Annotated in this window: 22 protein-coding genes; 10 read left to right on the forward strand and 12 right to left on the reverse strand. The window is 46.4% G+C overall.

What is annotated here, in order from left to right; translation table 11 throughout:
• Positions 1–15 precede the first annotated feature (15 nt).
• The 6 genes from DT065_RS10215 to DT065_RS10235 all read left to right on the forward strand — a co-directional run bounded on the left by DT065_RS10215 (position 16) and on the right by DT065_RS10235 (position 5992).
• Positions 16–1122 carry a GerAB/ArcD/ProY family transporter gene (locus tag DT065_RS10215; RefSeq protein WP_114373064.1) on the forward strand — a complete coding sequence of 369 codons (1107 nt, stop codon included), beginning with the start codon at positions 16–18 and terminating at the stop codon, positions 1120–1122.
• Positions 1119–2336: a Ger(x)C family spore germination protein gene (locus DT065_RS10220; protein WP_114373066.1), complete on the forward strand. Its 1218-nt coding sequence runs from the start codon at positions 1119–1121 to the stop codon at positions 2334–2336. The genes DT065_RS10215 and DT065_RS10220 overlap by 4 nt, the downstream gene beginning before the upstream one ends.
• Before the next feature lie 30 nt (positions 2337–2366).
• Positions 2367–2507, forward strand: a complete 141-nt coding sequence (locus DT065_RS18910) for a CLC_0170 family protein (protein ID WP_160112501.1) — start codon at positions 2367–2369, stop codon at positions 2505–2507.
• Between the two features lie 97 nt (positions 2508–2604).
• The gene (locus DT065_RS10225) at positions 2605–3831 is read left to right on the forward strand and encodes a Ger(x)C family spore germination protein (protein ID WP_160112502.1); all 1227 of its coding nucleotides are present in this window, start codon (positions 2605–2607) and stop codon (positions 3829–3831) included.
• Between the two features lie 66 nt (positions 3832–3897).
• Complete coding sequence (locus DT065_RS10230) at positions 3898–4914, forward strand: DUF3231 family protein (protein ID WP_114373070.1); 1017 nt, start codon at positions 3898–3900, stop codon at positions 4912–4914.
• Between the two features lie 82 nt (positions 4915–4996).
• A complete protein-coding gene (locus DT065_RS10235; protein ID WP_114373072.1) occupies positions 4997–5992 on the forward strand; it encodes a DUF3231 family protein in 996 nt (331 codons plus the stop codon).
• A gap of 153 nt (positions 5993–6145) precedes the next feature.
• On the opposite strand, the gene DT065_RS10240 is transcribed toward DT065_RS10235, so the two are convergent.
• The 6 genes from DT065_RS10240 to mbl form a co-directional block, all read right to left on the reverse strand.
• Entirely contained in the window at positions 6146–6412 is a 267-nt protein-coding gene (locus tag DT065_RS10240; RefSeq protein ID WP_114373074.1) for a DNA primase, read from the reverse strand.
• A 597-nt stretch (positions 6413–7009) separates the two neighbouring features.
• Positions 7010–7450, reverse strand: coding sequence for a 3-hydroxyacyl-ACP dehydratase FabZ (gene fabZ, locus DT065_RS10245; RefSeq protein WP_114373076.1), 441 nt, complete (start codon positions 7448–7450; stop codon positions 7010–7012).
• Between the two features lies 1 nt (position 7451).
• The gene (locus tag DT065_RS10250) at positions 7452–7703 is read right to left on the reverse strand and encodes a DNA-directed RNA polymerase subunit beta (RefSeq protein WP_114373078.1); all 252 of its coding nucleotides are present in this window, start codon (positions 7701–7703) and stop codon (positions 7452–7454) included.
• Between the two features lie 10 nt (positions 7704–7713).
• On the reverse strand, positions 7714–8541 hold the full coding sequence (locus DT065_RS10255) for a flagellar hook-basal body protein (RefSeq protein WP_114373080.1): 828 nt from the start codon (positions 8539–8541) through the stop codon (positions 7714–7716).
• A 40-nt stretch (positions 8542–8581) separates the two neighbouring features.
• Complete coding sequence (locus tag DT065_RS10260) at positions 8582–9406, reverse strand: flagellar hook-basal body protein (protein WP_114373082.1); 825 nt, start codon at positions 9404–9406, stop codon at positions 8582–8584.
• A gap of 16 nt (positions 9407–9422) precedes the next feature.
• Positions 9423–10424, reverse strand: coding sequence for a cell shape-determining protein Mbl (gene mbl, locus DT065_RS10265; protein ID WP_114373084.1), 1002 nt, complete (start codon positions 10422–10424; stop codon positions 9423–9425).
• Positions 10425–10838: 414 nt separating this feature from the next.
• On the opposite strand from mbl, the gene DT065_RS10270 reads away from it, so the two are divergent.
• Complete coding sequence (locus DT065_RS10270; RefSeq protein WP_114373086.1) at positions 10839–11786, forward strand: threonine/serine dehydratase family protein; 948 nt, start codon at positions 10839–10841, stop codon at positions 11784–11786.
• A 1227-nt stretch (positions 11787–13013) separates the two neighbouring features.
• Here the strand turns inward: DT065_RS10270 and DT065_RS10275 are convergent.
• From DT065_RS10275 to DT065_RS10285, 3 genes are all read right to left on the reverse strand, one after another.
• Positions 13014–14003 (reverse strand): LLM class flavin-dependent oxidoreductase, encoded by a 990-nt coding sequence (locus tag DT065_RS10275; protein WP_114376245.1) that lies wholly within the window; start codon positions 14001–14003, stop codon positions 13014–13016.
• A gap of 689 nt (positions 14004–14692) precedes the next feature.
• Entirely contained in the window at positions 14693–14962 is a 270-nt protein-coding gene (gene spoIIID / locus DT065_RS10280) for a sporulation transcriptional regulator SpoIIID (RefSeq protein WP_114373088.1), read from the reverse strand.
• 410 nt (positions 14963–15372) lie between these two features.
• A complete protein-coding gene (locus tag DT065_RS10285; protein ID WP_114373090.1) occupies positions 15373–16002 on the reverse strand; it encodes a uracil-DNA glycosylase in 630 nt (209 codons plus the stop codon).
• Positions 16003–16222: 220 nt separating this feature from the next.
• Here DT065_RS10285 and DT065_RS10290 point away from each other — a divergent pair, with 220 nt between their 5' ends.
• Genes DT065_RS10290 through DT065_RS10300 form a run of 3 tightly spaced genes read left to right on the forward strand, consistent with a single transcriptional unit; the run spans position 16223 to position 17338 of the window.
• A complete protein-coding gene (locus DT065_RS10290; protein ID WP_114373092.1) occupies positions 16223–16804 on the forward strand; it encodes an RNA-guided endonuclease InsQ/TnpB family protein in 582 nt (193 codons plus the stop codon).
• A gap of 17 nt (positions 16805–16821) precedes the next feature.
• Entirely contained in the window at positions 16822–17109 is a 288-nt protein-coding gene (locus DT065_RS19875) for a transposase (RefSeq protein WP_418314539.1), read from the forward strand.
• 22 nt (positions 17110–17131) lie between these two features.
• Positions 17132–17338 carry a hypothetical protein gene (locus DT065_RS10300; RefSeq protein ID WP_114373096.1) on the forward strand — a complete coding sequence of 69 codons (207 nt, stop codon included), beginning with the start codon at positions 17132–17134 and terminating at the stop codon, positions 17336–17338.
• Positions 17339–17526: 188 nt separating this feature from the next.
• Here the strand turns inward: DT065_RS10300 and spoIIQ are convergent, their stop codons facing one another.
• The 3 genes from spoIIQ to spoIID all read right to left on the reverse strand — a co-directional run bounded on the left by spoIIQ (position 17527) and on the right by spoIID (position 19971).
• Positions 17527–18396: a stage II sporulation protein SpoIIQ gene (spoIIQ, locus tag DT065_RS10305; protein WP_114373098.1), complete on the reverse strand. Its 870-nt coding sequence runs from the start codon at positions 18394–18396 to the stop codon at positions 17527–17529.
• Between the two features lie 163 nt (positions 18397–18559).
• Complete coding sequence (locus DT065_RS10310; protein WP_114373100.1) at positions 18560–18811, reverse strand: hypothetical protein; 252 nt, start codon at positions 18809–18811, stop codon at positions 18560–18562.
• A gap of 68 nt (positions 18812–18879) precedes the next feature.
• Positions 18880–19971 (reverse strand): stage II sporulation protein D, encoded by a 1092-nt coding sequence (gene spoIID, locus DT065_RS10315; protein WP_227002547.1) that lies wholly within the window; start codon positions 19969–19971, stop codon positions 18880–18882.
• Positions 19972–20039 lie beyond the last annotated feature (68 nt).

The following is a 20039-nucleotide window of genomic DNA, read 5'->3' on the forward strand; positions in this document are numbered from 1 at the left end:
AATACGGATGGAAGGATGAATATCGTGGCTCCAAGACAACTCAGCGTCTATCAAGCAACCGCCATACTCGTGAGCGCGATCATCGGTGTCGGTGTTCTCCCTCTCCCTTTATTCGCGGCAAGAGCGGCGGATACAGGGGCGCCTTTGGTCACTTTTCTAGGCATATTCGTCACCTTATTCGGTCTCGTCGTGTTGACGAAACTAGGGATGCGTTTTCCGGAGCAATCGATCATTCATTATAGCGAAGCGATCATAGGCAAGTGGCCGGCGAGAATCGGCAACGTCCTCATCATCGCTTTTTTTACTGTTTTAACGAGTCTGGCTGCACGTGAGTTCGGCGAAGTGGTGATTACAAACATTCTCCGGGAAACTCCATTGGAAGTGACGGTCATCGTCATGCTCGTGTTAGCTGCCATCACGTCCCGAAACGATATTAATACATTCGCCTATATTCACGTTTTTTATCTCCCCGTACTGTTTGCCCCCAGTGTGATCATCACTTTGCTATCCATGGGGGAAGCGAGAACCATTTACTTGCAGCCGCTGTGGGGAAATGAGCCAAACGGGATGATAACGGGGATGCTCACCGTTGCCGGATTGCTGCAAAGCGTTTTTATCATGACGATGATCATTCCGTTCATGCGCGCGCCTGAAAAAGCGATGAAAGCGTCGATTTGGGCAGTTGTCCTTTCAGGTGCATTATTCCTACTCGTCGTCATCGGCACGTTGGCATTGTTTGGCCCCGAAGAAATCAAGCAATTGCTTTGGCCGACCCTGGAGATGGCAAGAACGGCGACCTTACCCGGGCAATTTATAGAACGGCTTGATATCTTTTTTTTAGTCGTATTTGTTACCGCTGTGTTTACGACGATGTATGCACTCTATACGTTTACCGTTTACGCGGTCCAACAACTTTTTCGCTTTAGCGATCATAAAATGTTTACCTTTTTCATGTTGCCGATCGTGTTTGTCATCGCGATGCTGCCGGAAAACATCGTGCAGGTGTATGAGGTTGTGCAAAGGGCTGGAAGAGCGGGCCTTTGTTTAACCGTTCTTTACCCTGCCCTTCTGTTTTTGATCGCTCTTATACGAAAGAAACAAGGGAGGGGGGCATCCGGATGAAAAGGGTCAGCATTCGGACAATCGTTTTTCTGCTTTTTTTCCCTTTATTGCTGACAGGATGTTGGGACAGTGAAGATATCGAAAACCGTGCCAATGTACTCGCAATGGCGATTGATGAAGCAGAGCCGGGGGCGGCGCAAGAAGAAGGCAACATCAGCCATTTGGAAGAGGGGGAGACAGAGCCTCCGAGCGAAAATATGATCAACGTTACCGTGCAAATCGCCGTCCCCGGGGAAGTAGCTTTGGGGCCGCCCCAAGGCGGAGCACAGGAGGCACAACCGGTCTGGGTACTGAGTACAGTCGGGCATTCCTTGGAAGATGCGATCAGCAATTTACAACAGGAAATCTCCGATCAGATCTTTTTAGGACAACTGCAGGTGGTTGTTGTCAACGAAGATGTGGCAAAGCAAGGCGTCGACCGCTTCAATGAAACGCTCCGACGCAACCCACAGGTGAGACGAAACGCCTGGATGGTGGTGTCGAAAGAAACAGCTTCCCAATATATGGATATTTCTCCTGCATTGGAAGAAGTACCGACGTTGTACCTTGCCAATATGATTGAAAACTCCGTCAGGATCGGGAAGTTTCCTGAAGATTATATGGGGTTATTTTGGAGAATGGTCTCCAGCAAAGGCCAAGACGGTTATCTTCCCTACCTTGAGCTCAAGGGCGAAGAACAAATACAACTCAATGGCATCGCTTATTTTAAAGGAGACGAAATGGTCGATAACACCGATCCGATTGAAATTGGCGCTTTCATGGGCATTATCGGATTTGAGGATGGTGGGTACGATTTTTTTGCCCCTGTACCCGATTCAAATGCTCACGTAATGACGGAAGCGGCTTTACGCCAATCAAACATCGAAACGACCATTGCCGATGGAAAACCACAGGTTGACGTAACGATCCGCTATGAATTTATCATCACCGAGAAAACGGGCTCGGAGGACATCACCCTCGACGACGAACAAGTCATTGCTGATATTGAAAAGGAAGGAAGAAAGGCAACGCTTCAAGCTTCTGAAAACTTAATTGAAAAATTACAGGACGAGCAATCTGATATTTTTGGATTCGGTGAGTATGTGCGCGCTAAACATCCAATCTATTGGAACCGGGAAATTGAATCAAAAGAGAAATGGCAGGAAGAATTTCAAGATCTCGATGTGAACGTTGATATCATCTACAACATCCGACGTATCGGTTCGTCCACATAGCGTCAGAACAAAATTGACAAGGTGATTTAAATGATAAACATTGGCTATACAAATTACATCATTGCACTGCTCATCGCTACAGGGCTTCTCATTTTATATATTGATGTAAAAGCCTATGATCGGGAAAAAAAGAAAAGAAGACAGCGATTGCCATCGGTGCGCTTAATGTAGTCGGAGGCGTTTCTTTAATGCTCGTCAATTGGTTGGCAAGTCGATGGTTTTGGTAATTCGTTCTCCGGATTGTGGAGAAAGACAGGGGTCGGATGTGATGAATCTTGACGTTGGCATCAAACGGCTTATGGTACTCTTTGTGTTTATTTTACCTTGGCTCGCTGGTTGTTGGGACAGCAACGACCTTGAAAGCCGGGCGAATGTGCTCGCCCTCGCCATTGATGAGCCCACAGCGAAAGACCTCGAGGAAGGGGAGGACGAGATCAGTCATTTGCAAGAGGGCATCTTTGCCCCGCCGGAGGAGGATATGATTCGCGTCACCGCCCAAGTGGCCGTCCCCGGTGAAATCTCCCTTGGACCACCCCAAGGAGGGGCGAACGAAGCTGAACCTGTCTGGTCGCTGAACGTGCTTGCCCATTCATTGGAGGATGCCATCAGCAATTTACAACAAGAAATCGCCGAAGAGTTGTTTTTAGGGCAATTGCGCGTCGTCGTCATTAATGAAGATGTGGCCAAAAACGGTGTGGACGGATTTAATGAATCGTTGCGGCGCAATGCGGAAATACGAAGAAACGCTTGGATGGTTGTCTCGCAGGATGAAGCGTCTCCATTTATGGATGTCTCGCCCCAATTGGAACAAGTACCGACGCTTTATCTTTCCGATATGGTTGAAAATGCCGTTGATGAGGGAACGTTTCCCGACGATTTTTTAGGGTTATTTTGGCGTATGATCTCAAGCAAAGGGCAAGACGGTTATCTCCCTTACCTTACGCTAAAGACCAATGAACATTTTCAATTGAGTGGCCTTGCCTATTTTAAAGGGGATCAAATGCTTGACACCATTGAACCTGCCGAAATCGGAACCTTTATGGGCATCATCGGATTTGACCCGGGGGGCTACCAATTTTATTCCTCGATTCCAGATACAGACACCCCTGTGCTCCTCGATACGATCGGCCGGGAAACAAACATCAATACGACCATTAACGATGGAAAGCCGTGCGTGAGTCTTGATATTCGTTATGATCTTCTCATTCAGGAATTGACGGAAGGAAGCGGCAATCTTCAGGATCCGCAAGTCATTGAGCGCTTAGAGAAGCAAACGAGAAAAGAGAACATCGAGGGTGCCGAACAGTTAATTGCTGATATGCAGGAGGAAAAATCGGATATTTTCGGATTCGGTGAATTCATTCGCGCCAAACATCCCGGCTATTGGAATGAAGAAATCGGCACGGCAGAGCGCTGGCGCGATGTCTTTCAAGCCATGGACGTTAACGTCGACGTCACTACCCATATTCATCGCATAGGAACGCAAGCGACGTGACCGGCGTGTATATATCGGTTACTTTTCCAAACAATATAGCAAAAATGACGTTTAGGAGCGGTAATCATGAGCGAAACGAGCCACAAAATGTTGACGGCCTCTGAAATCGGTTGTCTCTGGACATCTTATATAGCTAACAGTATGTTCAGATGCATTTATGCTTATGGTCTCGAGACAACCGAAGACGAGAGCATACGGTCATTGTTGCAAGGGGAATACGATGAGATCATCCATAATATGGAGACAATCCGTTCCATTTTTGACGCAGAAAACATCCCTGTGCCGATCGGTTTTACAGACCAAGATGTAAATACGAAGGCAAATGCTTTGTTTGCCGATACCTTTTTTCTAGACTATCTCAACAAGGTTGGAAAATTAAGTAACACACAGTATGCGACATTTCAAGCCATGTGCACACGAAAGGATGTCCGCACGTTTTTTGCTCAGTGCCTGACGAACGCCAGCCGGCTGTATGATCAAACGACGGAAACGATGCTGGCAAAAGGATTGTTAATTCGGCCGCCGCATATTAGCCCTCCTCAAGAGGTTGATTTTATTGATCGCAAAAAATATAAAGAAGCATTTGCCATCTTCACTGATAAACGAACGCTTAACGCGATTGAAATTTCACATTTATACACAAATATCGAAACAAATATGCTTGGTACAATGTTATGCACCGGGTTCGGTCAAACGGCTAAATCGCAAAAGGTGAGAGATTATATGCTGCGGGGAAAAGACATTGCAAAGAAACACGTGAAAGCGTTTGTTGAAGAACTCAATAACAGTGATATTCAAGCGCCGATGACTTGGGCCTCGGCTGCGCTGAACTCAACGGACGCGCCCTTTTCCGATAAACTCATGATGTTTCACATCAACGTCCTCATCCAAGCCAGTATCGGCCGATACGGCGTCGCTGCCGGTTCCAGCTTACGAAATGATCTTGTTGCCATGTACACCCGTCTGAATGCGGAAATTGCCACCTATGCAAAAGACGGCGGCGATATAATGATTCACAAAGAATGGATGGAAGAACCACCGCGCACGGCCGACCGCGATAAAATCATCAAGCAAAAGAACTGAAAGGCTATTTACATCCTTATGTATAATCGTGCCCGTAATGGTAACCATTAGAAATAAAATCTCTATTCAGAGGTGGTATATGATGTCTAATGCCCGCTTGACAGCAGCAGAAATCTCCCAGCTTTGGGGGTCTTACCTAAATGATACATTGTCCGTTTGTATGCTTCGTTATTTTTTGACGCATGTGGAAAATAACGACATTCGTGCGTTATTGGACCATGCGCTAGCTATGTCTGAAGGACATATTCAATCATTGACGACGTTTTTTAACGATGAACAATTTCCCGTTCCCGTCGGGTTTACAGAGGACGACGTCAATGTGAATGCCCCGCGTCTGTATTCTGACACGTTTATGCTCTATTATTTGCAGCAAATGGGAACGTTGGGGATGAACGCGCATAGTGTAAGCACCGCATTATCGGCCCGCCCGGATATGCACGATTATTTCTTTGGGTGCCTAAAGGAGTACGGAGATCTTCATGAAAAGGCAAACCATTTATTGTTGTCAAAAGGGCTTTATATCCGCCCTCCCTATATTCCGTATCCGGAAAAGGCAGAGTTTGTGCACAAAAAAAGCTTTCTGAGCGGTTTTTTCGGGGAACACCGTCCGTTGGTATCGTTGGAAATAACAAACCTGCATGAAAATATTCAGCGAAATGCGCTAGGTATGGCGACGTTAATAGGGTTTAGCCAAGTGGCCAAAACGAAGGAGATTGTCCAATATTTAATCAGGGGCAAAGATATGGCGGCCAAGCACGTGGAAATCTTCGGCTCCGTCTTGAGCAAAGACGACATCCCCGCGCCCGTCACATGGGACTCGGAAGTAACCGCATCGACCGTTGCCCCATTTTCCGAAAAACTGATGATGTTCATGACGACAGCACTTATTGGCATAAGCGTCGGCTATTACGGCGCGAGCATGGCCGGCACCGTGAGAAGCGATATTCAAACCCATTATGCCCGTCTAAACGCGGAAATCATGAAATACGCCGGCGACGGTGCCAAAATTTTGATTGACAAAGGTTGGATGGAGAATCCCCCGCAAGCCCCCGACCGAGGTGAATTGGCGAAGCCTTGAGTGGATGGCTGTCCAAAATAAGCTGTTTGGTTGATACAGCGGGTGGTTTTGCTGATATTATCCCCATTTTGGGTTGATATACCGGTCACACACTTGCCACAGGGATTTAAAAAAGACACCCTCGGGTGTCTTTTTATTCATCTTTAATTTTACTTAAAGCTCTTCATCGTCTTCTTCTTCTTCATCTTCCATGCCGTCATCTTCTTCTAGACCTTCATCGTCTTCCATGCCATCGTCTTCTTCCAGACCGTCATCTTCTTCTAGGCCGCCATCTTCCTCTAGACCGCCATCTTCTTCTTCGCCTGCCGGATCTTCGCCTGCAGGATCCTCACCGTTTTCTTCTTCAGCGCCGTTGCATGCTGCGAGCATACCTACGGAAAGGATACCTGATAATACTCCATAAAGTAGTTTCTTATTCATGATTAAGTTCCCCCATTAATTGTGAGTGTTAGTAGGTTAACAGCTCGCTTCCTGTTAACTGTGCTTATCATAACAACGTCCTTGGGTCTCGTCTATGGGTTGCGTTTGTTTTTGAATCTCTTTATACATTATTTCATATTCTCTTATATTCTCCCACCATGACGGAGGCTGTCTTAAAAAGATAAAATATGTTATTAGACTACGACTCATGGTCATTTTTCAAGGGCTGTAGCTGCTAGTGCAGGGTGGTCGAATTATCCGGTCACACCAATGGGCAACATCGAAAAAGCATGATCGAATATGAATGCGTCTTGCGGATTTTTTTCGCTGATCAAACCAATGATTTTGTCCGTATAAGATTTCCGTACGGACAGATTTGCGTATGATCGTACCCGAAAGGACGGATTCCTACTTTGAGAGGGACGATTGACGCTTGATCGTACCCCGAAAGGGTGGATTCCCACTCGGAGAGGGATGATTGGCACTTTAATTCTCGGTGTTCGACGTGAAAATAGATCGTTGGGAGGCTTCGTGCGTCCTTTTCTGCATCATGCTAAAAAAAAGCCCCCTCAAGGAGCCCTGGCTTTTCATCCAAAATCATTCCCCTTTTTCACGTTCCACAAGTCCAAACATCAAATCCATTTCCGCGACTACCTCACCGTTGACCGTCGCCGTTCCGTGGCCTTTTCCGATGGAACCCCGTACCCGTGTCAGTGTCGTTTCCAGATTAAGTTGGTCTCCCGGTGCGACTTGCCCCTTAAATCGACAGTTGTCAATGCCGGCAAAGACGGCTAATTTCCCCTGGTTTTTTTCATCTTTTAACAAGGCAACCGCCCCTGTTTGTGCCAGTGCTTCAACGATGAGTACTCCAGGCATAACCGGGTAACCTGGAAAATGGCCATTAAAATAATCCTCATTGGCGGTCACATTTTTCAGGGCCAGGCATCGCTTTCCTACTTCGAGCTCTTCCACACGGTCCACCAATAAAAACGGATGGCGGTGGGGGATAATCGCTTGTATTTCTTTTGTCGTCAACATCTTATGGACCCCCTGAAATATATTGATAAAGGTCGTTCCACGTCTCCCAACGCAAGATCCGGAAACCTTCACCATTACCAGCAACTGAGTAGCCGAGGACCAATCCCGCTATCACGCTCACGAAAAGCAAAAAAAGAACGATGAGCAGGCGCAACCAAACGGGCACGAGACGCACCCTTAATGCGCGTTTTTGTCCCTTTTGTTCGCTGTGCTTTTCTTTTGTCCCTTCTTCACCCACGTTATGTACGATCATGAATAACCCCTTATCGAAGGGCGTTCACGAGCCCCATCATCTCGTCTTGTTGTGTAATGTTCCGCGCATGCATTCCGTAACTGCGTTGCATTTCCATCAAATTCGCCATCTCCGTGGCCATGTCCACATTGGACTGTTCCAATGCACCTTGGGTAACTTGCGTTGCACCGGCAACATCAAACCCTAGCACATCGGCCTCATCCACATCGATCTCTGCCAAATCAGGGAGTTGGAACAAATTAGCTCCCATTGCTTCCAGCAGTTGCGGACGTTCAATGGCTGCTACTTCCAATTCGCCCAATGTAGCGGTGCCGCCTTCCATTAAATCAGCAACGAGTGTGCCATCCGCATGCAACGTAAAATCACTTGCTTGACCGGGGACAACGAATGGTTCTCCGTCACCGTTCGTCAACACATCTCCTTCCCGGGTCACAAGCTGCCACAGGTCAGAATCCGGAGCAGTCTCACTTAAATAAAAGGCGCCGTCTCTCGTAAATGCTTGTTCAGTAACGCCATCCACTTCCGTTTGTACAGGAAAAAAGGTCCCTGTTTCCATCAATGCAAAATCAAGGGCACGTTCCGTTTCTTGTATAGCCCCTTGATCGTAACGAAGCGCTGTTTGCGAAACGCCGGCACCGTTCCCGACACGTATCCCGTCAGGCGTTAAACGATTGCCTTCCGGTTGAGGCACACGCTGATGTTCCATATGTTGAAAAAGCAAATCGGAAAATGAATCTTCCCGGCGTTGGTAGCCGGTACGATTGATGTTGGCCATATTATGTGAAATCGTATCCATGCTTTGCTGTAATTGGCCCATCGTGACCGCTGATGAAAGCATAATCGCCCCTCCTTATTTTCGACACATTTCCCGGGAAATATTAACCGATGCTGCCTATATCATTTACCGTTCGTTGCATATTTTGGTCGTATGCCTGTAGAACCGTTTGATTTGCCTCAAATTGTCGGTACGCCTGTGTCATGTCTGTCATCGTTTGACCTATATCTACATTGGACCGCTCCAGAAATTGCTGTTGCAATTCGTAAGGGTACGCATCATCGCCGACTGCACTCGGCAATTCCTCAAGAGCCTCTCCGTCATATTGTAAGAGACCGGAACCGGTCTTTACCAATTGCAGGGGATCGGGGGCGTGGGCAATCTCCAATTGTCCGACAAATGCACCCGAATCAGCCGTGATCTCCCCGTCAGCTTCCAGCGTAAAGCCCTCATTTCCTACCTCTAATGGCTCGCCATCCGTTCCCAATATGTAATCGCCCGCGCCCGTCGTGAGAAATCCTTGTCCATCAACGGCGAAATTACCGTTGCGCGTATATTGCACATCCCCGCCCTCCTCTTGAACAGCGAATAAAAGCATGCCGGGCTCACCGGTGTCCGCATCAGGTTCCAACACCCCTTGCAGAAGCGCAACATCCGTTCCCGCGCCGGTTTCGCGCAAATCCCCCTGCCGGGAATCCGGTACCCGTTCCTGCATGTATACCCCTGTCGGAATATCTCCGATGATACCATTTGCCCCGGTATCCCCGTTGTTCATCGCTTGAATCAACATATTCGGAAATGTCCGCATGGGTCCATGGTCCCCTTTATGACCCGGAGTATGGATATTCGCAAGATTATCCCCCAGCATTTCCGTCTGCCGTTGCCCTGTAATCATTCCGGAAGCTGCTTGGTAAAAACCTCTGATCATTCCGGTGTCCTCCTTGTTAAGCCCGTATTTTGTTCGCCATTTTATCTAAGTTCTCCAACATCACACCGGTACCATTCGCTACGCAATGCATCGGTTCTTCCGCGATAAGGACAGGGATTTTCAACTCTTCCGTGAAAAGTTCCTGCATCCCGTGCAACAGTGCGCCACCTCCTGTAATAAACGCGCCCTTATCAATGATATCAGCTGCAAGCTCCGGGGGTGTTTGTTCAAGGACAAGTTTAGCTGCCTGCGTGATGGTAGCGACTGATTCTTTCAAGGCATCGTTTATTTCTTCCGAGTGAATCGTGATCGTACGCGGAAGCCCGCTGACCATGTCACGTCCACGGATGTCAAAGGACTCCGTACGTCCGGCCGGCGAAACACTTACGACCCCTTTCTTTAAGTCCTCTGCTGTCCGCTCTCCAATTAATAATTTATAATGACGCTTGATATAATGAAAAATATCATTATCGAATTGATCGCCTGCCGTTTTTATCGACTTCGATGTGACAATCCCCCCCATGGACAACACAGCAACATCCGTAGTGCCTCCGCCCATATCAATGACCATGTTGCCACTTGGTTGAAAAATCTCCATGCCTGCGCCAATAGCGGCTACTTTTGGCTCCTCTTCCAAATACACATGTTTCCCGCCACTTTTTTCAACGGTTTCACGAATCGCTTTTTGCTCGACAGAAGTAATGTCTGCCGGGCAACAAATCAAAATGCGCGGCTTTATGAAAGTTGAACGAACATTAATTCTTGAAAGAAAATGACGCAACATCGATTCCGTTAAATCAAAATCGGCAATCACCCCATCTTTCATCGGACGCAACGGTACAATGTTTCTGGGTGTGCGACCAACCATTCGAAATGCTTCTTCCCCCACTGCCATCGTTTTTCCGGTCATCTTATCAACGGCAACAACAGATGGTTCGTCCAACACAATACCTTGACCTTTCACGTGAATAAGCACATTTGCGGTCCCCAAATCTATCCCAATATCTCTGCCAAACATGCGGCACCTTCCTCTCAGCCGTGAATGATATGATTTTTTATCCCGGTGGTAAGCACCCGCGATTTCGGATGTCAGATATCGGAAGCCAAGTCAGTAGATCATTCTTTGTTTCCTATAAAGTCCTTTTCCGACCTCTATCCTCTGAAATCTGACCTCCGTCTAAACGGGCGGCTAACCTCCCGATTTGTTCAACTAACCATCAGAGGGGGGACCCCCCCTCTAATGGAAGTTTCACTATATGTAAAAGCTTTCTTTGCGCTATTGAATGCAAACTCAATGCTTAATTTTACCACAATCGAGTCGAAATATGAATCTTCATATCGATATTTGTGAAATTTTGTGACTTGGAAAGGAAAAAACAAGAAGATGGCGAATCTGTAGTCAAAAGGATACAACAGAAAAAGGAGACCAAACATGATTTCAACAGAAGGATTAAATGAAGCGAAAGTCAGAATTTCAAACCATTTGCACGTTACACCCATGCTTTCATCGCAAACATTGAACGAGGAAACCGGAAAACGGGTGCACATCAAAGCCGAACATTTACAAAAAACGGGGGCTTTTAAAATTCGAGGGGCGATCAATCGCGTGACATTGGCCAAAGAGGCCGGAGCAAAGCATTTACTGGTCGCATCTTCCGGTAACCACGGGCAAGCAGTTGCATACATCGCGCGTACACTCGGTCTGCCGGCTACGATCATTGTCCCTGAAGATGCCATTCCGACAAAAGTGAACGCTATTCATCATTATGGAGCCAATATCATCTATTATGGGACGACATCCAAAGAGCGAATCGCGCACGCAGAAGCACTGGAAAACAAAATGAATGTAGTCATCATTCCGCCTTATGATGACTACGAAATCATCGCGGGGCAAGGGACGATCGGACTTGAAATCCTTTCTCAAGTTCAACAACCTTCCGCGATCGTCGTACCGATCGGTGGCGGCGGGTTAATTGCAGGAATCGCTAGTGCCGTTAAAATGATCAACCCTGCCATCAAGGTGATCGGCGTCGAGCCGGAAGAAGCGAATGGAACGTTTTTATCCAGAGAAGCAGGCAAACATGTAGCCATCCAAGCGTCTACGTCGATTGCAGATGGGTTACGAAGCTCCACGCCCGGGGAACTTACATTTCCGATCATTGAAAAATTGGTCGATGATATTGTCCTTGTCAGTGAAAATGACATCCGCGAAGCCTTCACTTTTTATTTGTCACGAATGAAGCAAGTCGTTGAGCCATCCGGGGCGGTCACGCTGGCAGCCTTGCGGGCAGGAAAAATCAATCATGAAAACGGCGATGTAGTGTTGGTGGCTAGCGGCGGGAATGTGAATGTCCGGGTTCTTGAAGAATATATCGTTTGAACTACTCCACCTTAATTTCTGACGAAATTTGAATCGGGAAAAGACTCACCATTACTTTTTTCTCCGATAACCTCTCGGATATATCGGCGACTTCTCGAATATAACGGCTTCCCTTCAATGAAATCTCGCACCATCCATCTGAACAGTTACCCTTTACGGAGCTTTTCACGCTATACCGATTTTTCGCTTAGGCATAAAAAACCGGACTAGGTTCACGCCTTGTTTTTTGCTACACCTCAACATTTACTTTCACGAACCAACATCGCGCCTATTCGTATGCACCCAAAACTACCATGAAGCGTTACGACACACTCATGGAAAGATGAATAGGATGTTGAACATAGCATGTTTTGTTGCATTTGCAGACTCATTTGGAGCTCGCCCAAACATTATGCGTTCACGAACCCTAATCTTGAGGACCCAGTTGGATACTGAAAGTGCTATGAGTCCGCTAAAACCGATCTTGAGGACTCAGTTGGATCCCGTGCAGCGCTTAGAGTCCGCTAAACTCTTTCCTGAGGACTCAGTTGGATCCCAAGCAGCGCTTAGAGTCCGCTAAACACAATCCTGAGGACTCAGTTGGATCCCAAGCAGCGCTTAAAGTCCACTAAACACAATCCTAAGGACTCAGATGGATTCCGCGTAACACAAAGAGTCCTCGAAACCCGATCTCAAGAGCACATCTGATACTGAGCATTGGTACTCACTTTTCATGCAAGAGAGCTTTTATCCTTTGGAATCAATGTTTCGTGAATGATACTGTTGAACGCCGCTATGCCTATGACTATGTTGGAATTTTTCGGGAGGATTTATTTTCGACTTGCTCTTATCCTTTGCGCCGCAAGGATTTTAGGACATCGCAATTAGCTCCTATCATTCGGGTTATAGCCCAAAGGCGATTCATCCCCCACTTTATACTTCGTAGGAAGTGGGGGTCTTCTCGCCTAAAACCGATTAAAAACACTATTCCCAGGGTTAGAAGCCGGCATTCGTAGAAATCGGAGAAAAGAACCTATGAGCACTTCTTACGGACAATCCCCCGGGTTTAGGCGATTCATTTGGCCGTATGACACTTTTTCTACGGTCAGTCCCTCGGGATCAGGCGCTTCGTTTGGCCGTATGAAAGCCCTTAAAGACTGTTGCGTCTTTTCGGAGATCAGAAGGGCCTCGTAACCGCTCTAAAGTAACGAAAAACCAGCAAGGTGCGCTCCCCTTGCTGTCTCCCTATTATTTCCATATATTTGCCAACAGCTCATAGCTGTGTCTTCTTTTTTCCTGATCGTAAATGTCTGACGAGACAATGAGTTCATCAAACTTTGCTTCGGCGTGGAAAGCTTCCAGTTCTTTTTTTACTTTTTCCTGGTCGCCCACGAATGTATATTTTAACGATTGAAGCACCTGGGATTTTTCAAACGCTGTCCAATGGTCCTCCATATTATCGACTGGCTTCGTGTCGATTTCTGCTCTGCCGCCGCGGACGATGCTTAAAAACCGCAAATAGTTCGTCGTCGCCAGTTTTTCGGCTTCCGTTGTCGTATCAGCAAGAGCAGCATTAACCGTCACCATCGTGTATGGCTCGCTTAAATGCCTAGATGGTTGGAATCGTTCGTGATACAGACGCAAAGCATTAAACAGTTCACCGGGAGCAAAATGGCTCGCGAACGCAAACGGCAATCCTAGGGCTGCCGCGAGTTGAGCGCTGTAGGTGCTCGAGCCCAGCAAATAGATCGGCACTTCAAGCCCTTGCCCGGGAATCGCTTTGACCGGCACATCATCTTTACTGAAATAATTCAGTAATTCTTTTACGTTATCGGGAAAGTCATTGACACTGCTCATTTGGTCTCGCCGTAACGCGCGAATCGTCATCGGATCGGTGCCGGGGGCACGTCCAAGGCCGAGATCAATGCGATTCGGATACATCGCTTCCAATGTCCCGAATTGTTCGGCAACGATTAAAGGCGCGTGATTCGGAAGCATCACACCGCCGGACCCAACCCGAATGTTCTCACTATGGCCGGCTAGATAACCGATAAGTACAGCCGTGGCTGAGCTCGCGATCGCTTTCATATTATGATGTTCCGCCACCCAATAGCGGTGGTATCCGAGCTTGTCCGTATGTTGAACCAGCTTTTTACTATTTTCAAATGCATCTGCCGGTGTTTGTTCTCCATGAACCGGTGCTAAATCCAATACCGATAAGGAAAAATCTCCATCCATTCCATTCACCCTTTCTTTTCCTCTTATGAGGATGAACCTATACAAGGGAAACGATACAATGGATTCGCCTTGATGAAAAGAGAAATGCTCACACAGGGGCACAAAATGTTTAAATGAAAAAAGATCATAACTGGTAATGACTCATTCATGATCATTTCCCATAGGCTCAAATGAAGGGTTGATCAAATGTATAAAAGCCGGAAACAACAATGGTTGATTTTAGTAGGTATATCGCTGCTTTTATTTTATCAGGGTACGGATAAAGCGGTAACAACGGAGAAACGATGAAGACAGGAGCGATAACCAAGTCACCAACCACAAGGAAGAATTAGACTACACCATTGTTGGAATTGATGCCGGCTGCGAGGTGGAATCGAGTGAAGAAGGGATCGAAGACCACGAGCTTGATTTTGACCTCCACCAGCTCTGATGCGGCAATGGTCGCAAGATTAATTTTGGCCCATCCCTATCTTCATCTTCCATGACCACCACCTCATTCCAATTTTTCATTTTCTTTGGTGTCATGAACATTTCATTGTTGCAAAAAAACCGTTCATTTTCATCAAAATAAAAAGACGAATACGAAGCACGTATGGCGAGCCTTCGTCACTCGTCTTTTTGCTTGGTTATTTTTCACGCGTTATGTTCACCGACATAAAAGAACGAATTTTTCGAAACTAATGTAGCTGCTACGACTGGATGATTTTTTCCCCCTTATTATTATATTTAACTTTTGTTGCTTCCCCACCACGCAAATGTCGGATTGATTTATGATAATCCAATATGCTTTTTACTTCGTGTGCCAGTTCAGGATTAATGTCAGGAAGCCGCTCGGTCAGATCTTTATGCACAGTACTTTTTGAAACACCGAACTCTTTGGCGATCGTTCGGACGGTTTTGCGAGTTTCCACCACGTACCTTCCAATCTTGATGGTCCGTTCTTTGATGTAGTCATGCACACCCCTCGCCTCCCAGTCTGGATGGTTTGTTACAGTTTATTATCCAAGACCGGTATATATACCAAAAACTCAGGCAGGACAAGGGTTTGAAGTGAAAATTAAGGCTGTAATCCAGTGATAACGGGAGCATAGGATAAGATCTAGTTCAGAATTTTTAGCTGTTGGTGCGGTTCTTTTTATTAGAATATTAAAAAATTAAGATCCCTTAATGAACACATTCAACCGTTGATGAGCTTCATTATAGGTACAACGATTCCATCTTGGATGTTTTTTGACATAAACTACAGATCCGGGTCATTTTCGATTTTTCGTTATTCTGTGTTAATCAATGCAAGTTGGAGAATTCCTCAAGGAGAGGTCTTTGAGAAAGGCTGTGCTATTGAAAAACATACCTTGCCATCTAAAATGTGTTAAGCCGGATCCATACCCCTTTTCAACACCTTCAAGTCTTCATCGATCACCTCACGAAGCGAGGGATTATAAAAGACAGCTGCAGGATGATAGAGCGCGCACACGTCATACGTCGCTTTACTCCATTGATAAGCGTCATTTTCACGCCTTTTCACAGGTGAACGTTGGATATTCCCGTGCATCATTGAAATTTTTACTTGTTTTCCGAGCAAACGTTTGAGCGCGACGCCACCGAGGCATACGATGATACGTGGACGCACAGTGGCAATTTGATAATCAAGCAACGGCGCGTGAGCAAAAATTTCTTGCTCCGTCGGTTTCCGGTTTATTTTTTTCATGACAGGTTCTCCTTTTGGACGGCGTTCACCCCATTTATAAGGACGGCTGCGTACCACGCTTGTAATGTATACGTCTTTGCGGGTAAGGCCTAATGCCGTTAAATAGCTATCAAGTACCTTTCCGGATCGGCCACAGAACGGTTCGCCGGTTTTTGCTTCTTTTTCGCCCGGGGCTTCGCCGATCAACATGATATCAGCGTCTTCGTTCCCCGCGCCGGTTAAGAAGCCTTCAAGTTGGTGGCCTTCGAGGGCTGATTGGCATTGCTCTATGATTTTTGCGGGAAACTTCATTGGTTAGTATCCTTCTTTCTGCTAAATGTCTAGCAATTTAATTATAACATGATAAAAAAGGAGAGTGTCCGGTGCTTTTAACCGTTTTGCCGAGAAGTCCCCTTCAAAATCTTTGATTTAGTGGGGGAAGAATCGGCTTTTTTTATTAGAAAAATAGGAAAAAACCTTGAAATAATGGGAGATGACAACAAATGCTGCTACATATAAATTATAAATACGAATGTTTCCAAACGAAGAACAGCTGCAAACAATGGATCGTTGGCTGTCTATTTGTCGTCAACAGTACAATTCCGCTCTTTTGGATAAACAGCGTTTTTACCAAAAGAATAAGACCGGACTATCCCGAAATGAATTGCAAAAACAGCAAACAAAGGATAAACAAACATGCGCACTTCTTAAAACAATGCCGTCACAACCTTTGCAGGAGGTATTGTTCCGCCTGGAAGAAGCGTATAAGAACTTTTTCGAAGGGCGTGCACGCTATCCAAAAATCAAGAAGCATAAGGATTATACGTCAATAACATTTACACAATTTGGGGTTGAAGAACGAAAGATAAAAAGCAAGAAAACCGGTGGAGTCAACGTACGTGATGTGCGTTATGCTGCTTCGTTAGACGAGAACAATCATCTTCTTATTTCAAAACTCGGATCAGTGTATGTCAACGTTCATCGCCCATTAGAAGGAAAGGTGAAACAAGTCACGATCCAACGTCAGGGACATCGTTGGTTTGCGATATTCAGTGTCGAAAGACACGTAAACGAAACGGTGATTTCCCTGTTCAATCAACAGGCGTTGATGTAGGCGTTCATAAGTTTGCCGTGCAATCAGATGGGACCAAAGTCGAAAATCCGAGATTCCTTTTGAAAGAAGAAAAGAAATTGAAACGCACGCAAAAGAAACTTTCCCGCATGAAGCAAGGCTCAAATAATTGGAAGAAACAACGTCAAAACGTGCAGCAACTGCACATAAAAGTTGCGAACCAACGGCGTGATTTTCTCCATAAACGAAGTTATCACCTTTCGAAAACGCGTTTTCCCGCTTGCCCGATTATAACTTTTCACAATTGCAAAAAGGGATCGTGTGCGGCCATTGTGCATCATGGATGACCGCAAGAGAAAGAAGAATGCTATGCAAGTTTATGGTTGGGTTGAAGACAATGAAACGGCAATTATGCGGCATGTGGTAGAATTTAAAGGCCTTTTTCCGGAGCAAAAAATAACGACAAATGTGATTCGAGACTGGTGTGGGGCCATCGTTTCATCGAGAAAAGTGCAAAGGGTACTGGCGAAAAATTTTAATCGTGTCAATCATGGAAAAGTCTCCTATTATATTTGACTGATGACGTAGTGGACCGCCGTTTAGCGACCGGAGTCCTTCTATGAGATTGAGTTGGGACTCCATTCCGCTCGGTTGACGACCTAACGTCCTCCACAACCTTCCGTTTGGGCTTCATCGCCTACTGTTACTGCCCCTCCCGCAAAAAAAGCCCTCATACGAGGGCGTGTGCCAATTGTGCACTTCTATTATTGTTCGTCGTCGTTGTCCATGTCCTCTTCTTCGTCTTCATCGCCTTCACCGTCGTCCGATTCAGCAGCAGGATCCTCTTCTTCAGATTCGTCCTCGTCATCATCGCGTTCGGTTTCTGACGGGTCCGTCTCTGCATCAAATCCTTCTTCCTCATCGAAAGTCATCTCGGAAATGGTTTGATGCAACATTTCTTCCGGATTGAACGCGACACCGTCTTGACGGACTTCAAAGTGAACGTGAACGCCAGCATCACGGTTATACGTATTTTCTCCGGCTGTGCCGATGACGTCACCTTTTGCAACGACGTCACCTTCTTCAACGTCCAAGTCCTCCAAACTATGATAGACGGTCACGATTTCGTCTTCGTGACTAAGTTCAACGACATTCCCCAGTAATGAATCCTGTTCTGCTTTTACGACTTCACCACTGAGTGATGCGGCAACTTCAAACGATTCGTTATCCGGATGTGCTAGATCAATGCCTTTGTTTTGATAGTAAATCTGGTTGTAGTAAACGAGTGCAGCTTCTTGTTCTTCGGCTGTTGCATCATGGTCATAGAAATAACCGACAACATCAACGACGTCTTCATCCACTACGGGCAGTTGCATCTCTTCGGCTTCGGCACCAACCGGCAATGCTTCTTCTTCCGGATCGCTCTCCATGCCGATGCCTTCCTCATCATCGCTTTCCTCCGCAAACTCTGTCTCTCCGCCTTGGAACGCGAAAAAGGAACCGAGCAACACCGCACAGACTGTCAAATAAACCGCAGGCCAGAACCAAGGTTTTTTCGACCATTGTTTTATTTGACCCCCCGGATTTTCTTTGTCTTCCCGGGATTCAGAGGTTTTATTCTCCTCATCTTTCATCTTATCACCACCTCAGCAACCAGTCTGATCAAGTTGATAGAAAGATATACTCCGATTAGAAATTTTTTTCTGAATTCACGGGAAAAGAATTAGAAAACTTGGCTTTTCGCCAAGCTTTTATAGCGAAAGCCTTAGTTGCACTTATGCAGGTAAGAAAGTTGATTTATACTTTCTTACCTGCCAAAAAAACCACCCCTAAATAGAGGTGGTGACCGATATAGATCGCGGTCTGAGACACGATCATCGAAAACAAATCACGTGACGCTTTCATGATGCCTTTAACGAGTAGCTTTTCCGATTTTCGGGCTTCATGGCCGCTCCATGGCGACATTTGCCACTTATCCCTACCCATTTCGGGTACCATGAGCCCTTGATGACGACGGATCACGTCGATTTCCACTCGTTCGGGTTCCATGACGCTTTCATGGCAACGCTGGCCCCGGTGTTTTTTATTTTTCGGTCGCCATAACCCTGTTTACGATCCTACGATTCCTTTTCTTCCTCTTCTTCTTGATGGTGGACAAAAGCTTCCGTATGATCATGGTCTTCGCTAATCTCTACGTCCTGATAATAATGATCGACGATTTCACGATAATTCATTCCTTCTTGCGCCATGCCATCAGCCCCGTATTGGCTCATACCGACACCATGTCCCCAGCCTTTTGTATGAATAACGATTTCATTTCCTTCTCGTTGCCATTCAAAATCACTAGAATCGAGATCAAGGGACTCGCGGACCTCTCTTCCCTGAAACGATGTGTCGCCGATCGTGACCGTTTCCACCCGGTCCCCTTCGGTTGTTTCTTTATTGGTCGTTAATGCTGCTCCCTCGGGAATCTCTACTCCTAACCGCTCTTCGACTTCCCCGACGGGATAGCTTATCGTATTTGTATAACGAGGCGAATCCACGTCCCAAGGGCTTTCCACACTTCGAAGGTATGGCACCGAGGCTTCCCAATAGTCTTCCGCATTTTCCGTATATCCATTGCTCGTCGAGAAAAAGGAAGCTGTAATCGGCGCATCATCATAGGTAATAATTTCTCCGGCGGTAGCATTCACAGCTTTCGTGATTTTTTCTTTTTTTCCTTCGACATCTGCGCCCCATGCTTGCTCCAATTCTTCCACACTTTTATATACTTGATGGTCCGTCGTATCTGAAACAATCGCGTCTCCCGGCAAATCAGAACCTTCGCCAAATTCCATTTGTTGCGCAATAAAGGTTCGCGCCACCAGCGCCTGTGCCTTTAGTGCTTCCATTTCAAAATCCGCCGGCATTTCCGCGGAGACAACGCCTGCAACGTATTCTTCCAATTCTACATGATCGACGGTATCCAGAGCATCCCGATACACAGGAACGACTACTTCTTCACTATCAGGACCACTTCCCTCGTCCCCGGGGGTTTCCAGGCCCGTATCAACCACTGTGCCAGCGGAAGTAGCTTCCTCCGCTTCCGATCCGGAAAAAAGAAGCACCAATAAAGCGGGGAGGACGATGATACCGCCTATAAACATTACGATCGCTGCTGCTATTTTTTTTAACGGCGTCGTCCTTCCCTGTAATTTCGAGATCCGCAAAATCTATCACACCTTTTCCGACTTCTAGCTTGTTGCAAACTGCTCCTCTGCTGCTAACCTCTATTCGA

It is taken from the genome of Salicibibacter kimchii (assembly GCF_003336365.1).
GTDB lineage: Bacteria > Bacillota > Bacilli > Bacillales > Marinococcaceae > Salicibibacter > Salicibibacter kimchii.

Bases quoted from the DNA above. Each gene is read 5' to 3' on its own strand.
- spoIIQ (WP_114373098.1), bottom strand. From the start codon at position 18,396: ATGAAAGATGAGGAGAATAAAACCTCTGAATCCCGGGAAGACAAAGAA.
- DT065_RS10255 (WP_114373080.1), bottom strand. From the start codon at position 8,541: ATGCTTTCATCAGCGGTCACGATGGGCCAATTACAGCAAAGCATGGAT.
- DT065_RS10300 (WP_114373096.1), top strand. From the start codon at position 17,132: ATGCAAGTTTATGGTTGGGTTGAAGACAATGAAACGGCAATTATGCGG.
- mbl (WP_114373084.1), bottom strand. From the start codon at position 10,424: ATGTTTGGCAGAGATATTGGGATAGATTTGGGGACCGCAAATGTGCTT.
- DT065_RS10230 (WP_114373070.1), top strand. From the start codon at position 3,898: ATGAGCGAAACGAGCCACAAAATGTTGACGGCCTCTGAAATCGGTTGT.
- DT065_RS10270 (WP_114373086.1), top strand. From the start codon at position 10,839: ATGATTTCAACAGAAGGATTAAATGAAGCGAAAGTCAGAATTTCAAAC.
- DT065_RS10260 (WP_114373082.1), bottom strand. From the start codon at position 9,406: ATGATCAGAGGTTTTTACCAAGCAGCTTCCGGAATGATTACAGGGCAA.
- DT065_RS10215 (WP_114373064.1), top strand. From the start codon at position 16: ATGAATATCGTGGCTCCAAGACAACTCAGCGTCTATCAAGCAACCGCC.
- DT065_RS10220 (WP_114373066.1), top strand. From the start codon at position 1,119: ATGAAAAGGGTCAGCATTCGGACAATCGTTTTTCTGCTTTTTTTCCCT.
- DT065_RS10310 (WP_114373100.1), bottom strand. From the start codon at position 18,811: ATGGAACCCGAACGAGTGGAAATCGACGTGATCCGTCGTCATCAAGGG.
- DT065_RS10285 (WP_114373090.1), bottom strand. From the start codon at position 16,002: ATGAAGTTTCCCGCAAAAATCATAGAGCAATGCCAATCAGCCCTCGAA.
- DT065_RS10240 (WP_114373074.1), bottom strand. From the start codon at position 6,412: ATGAATAAGAAACTACTTTATGGAGTATTATCAGGTATCCTTTCCGTA.
- DT065_RS10235 (WP_114373072.1), top strand. From the start codon at position 4,997: ATGTCTAATGCCCGCTTGACAGCAGCAGAAATCTCCCAGCTTTGGGGG.
- DT065_RS10275 (WP_114376245.1), bottom strand. From the start codon at position 14,003: ATGGATGGAGATTTTTCCTTATCGGTATTGGATTTAGCACCGGTTCAT.
- DT065_RS10250 (WP_114373078.1), bottom strand. From the start codon at position 7,703: ATGATCGTACATAACGTGGGTGAAGAAGGGACAAAAGAAAAGCACAGC.
- DT065_RS10225 (WP_160112502.1), top strand. From the start codon at position 2,605: ATGAATCTTGACGTTGGCATCAAACGGCTTATGGTACTCTTTGTGTTT.
- DT065_RS18910 (WP_160112501.1), top strand. From the start codon at position 2,367: ATGATAAACATTGGCTATACAAATTACATCATTGCACTGCTCATCGCT.
- fabZ (WP_114373076.1), bottom strand. From the start codon at position 7,450: ATGTTGACGACAAAAGAAATACAAGCGATTATCCCCCACCGCCATCCG.
- DT065_RS10290 (WP_114373092.1), top strand. From the start codon at position 16,223: ATGTTTCCAAACGAAGAACAGCTGCAAACAATGGATCGTTGGCTGTCT.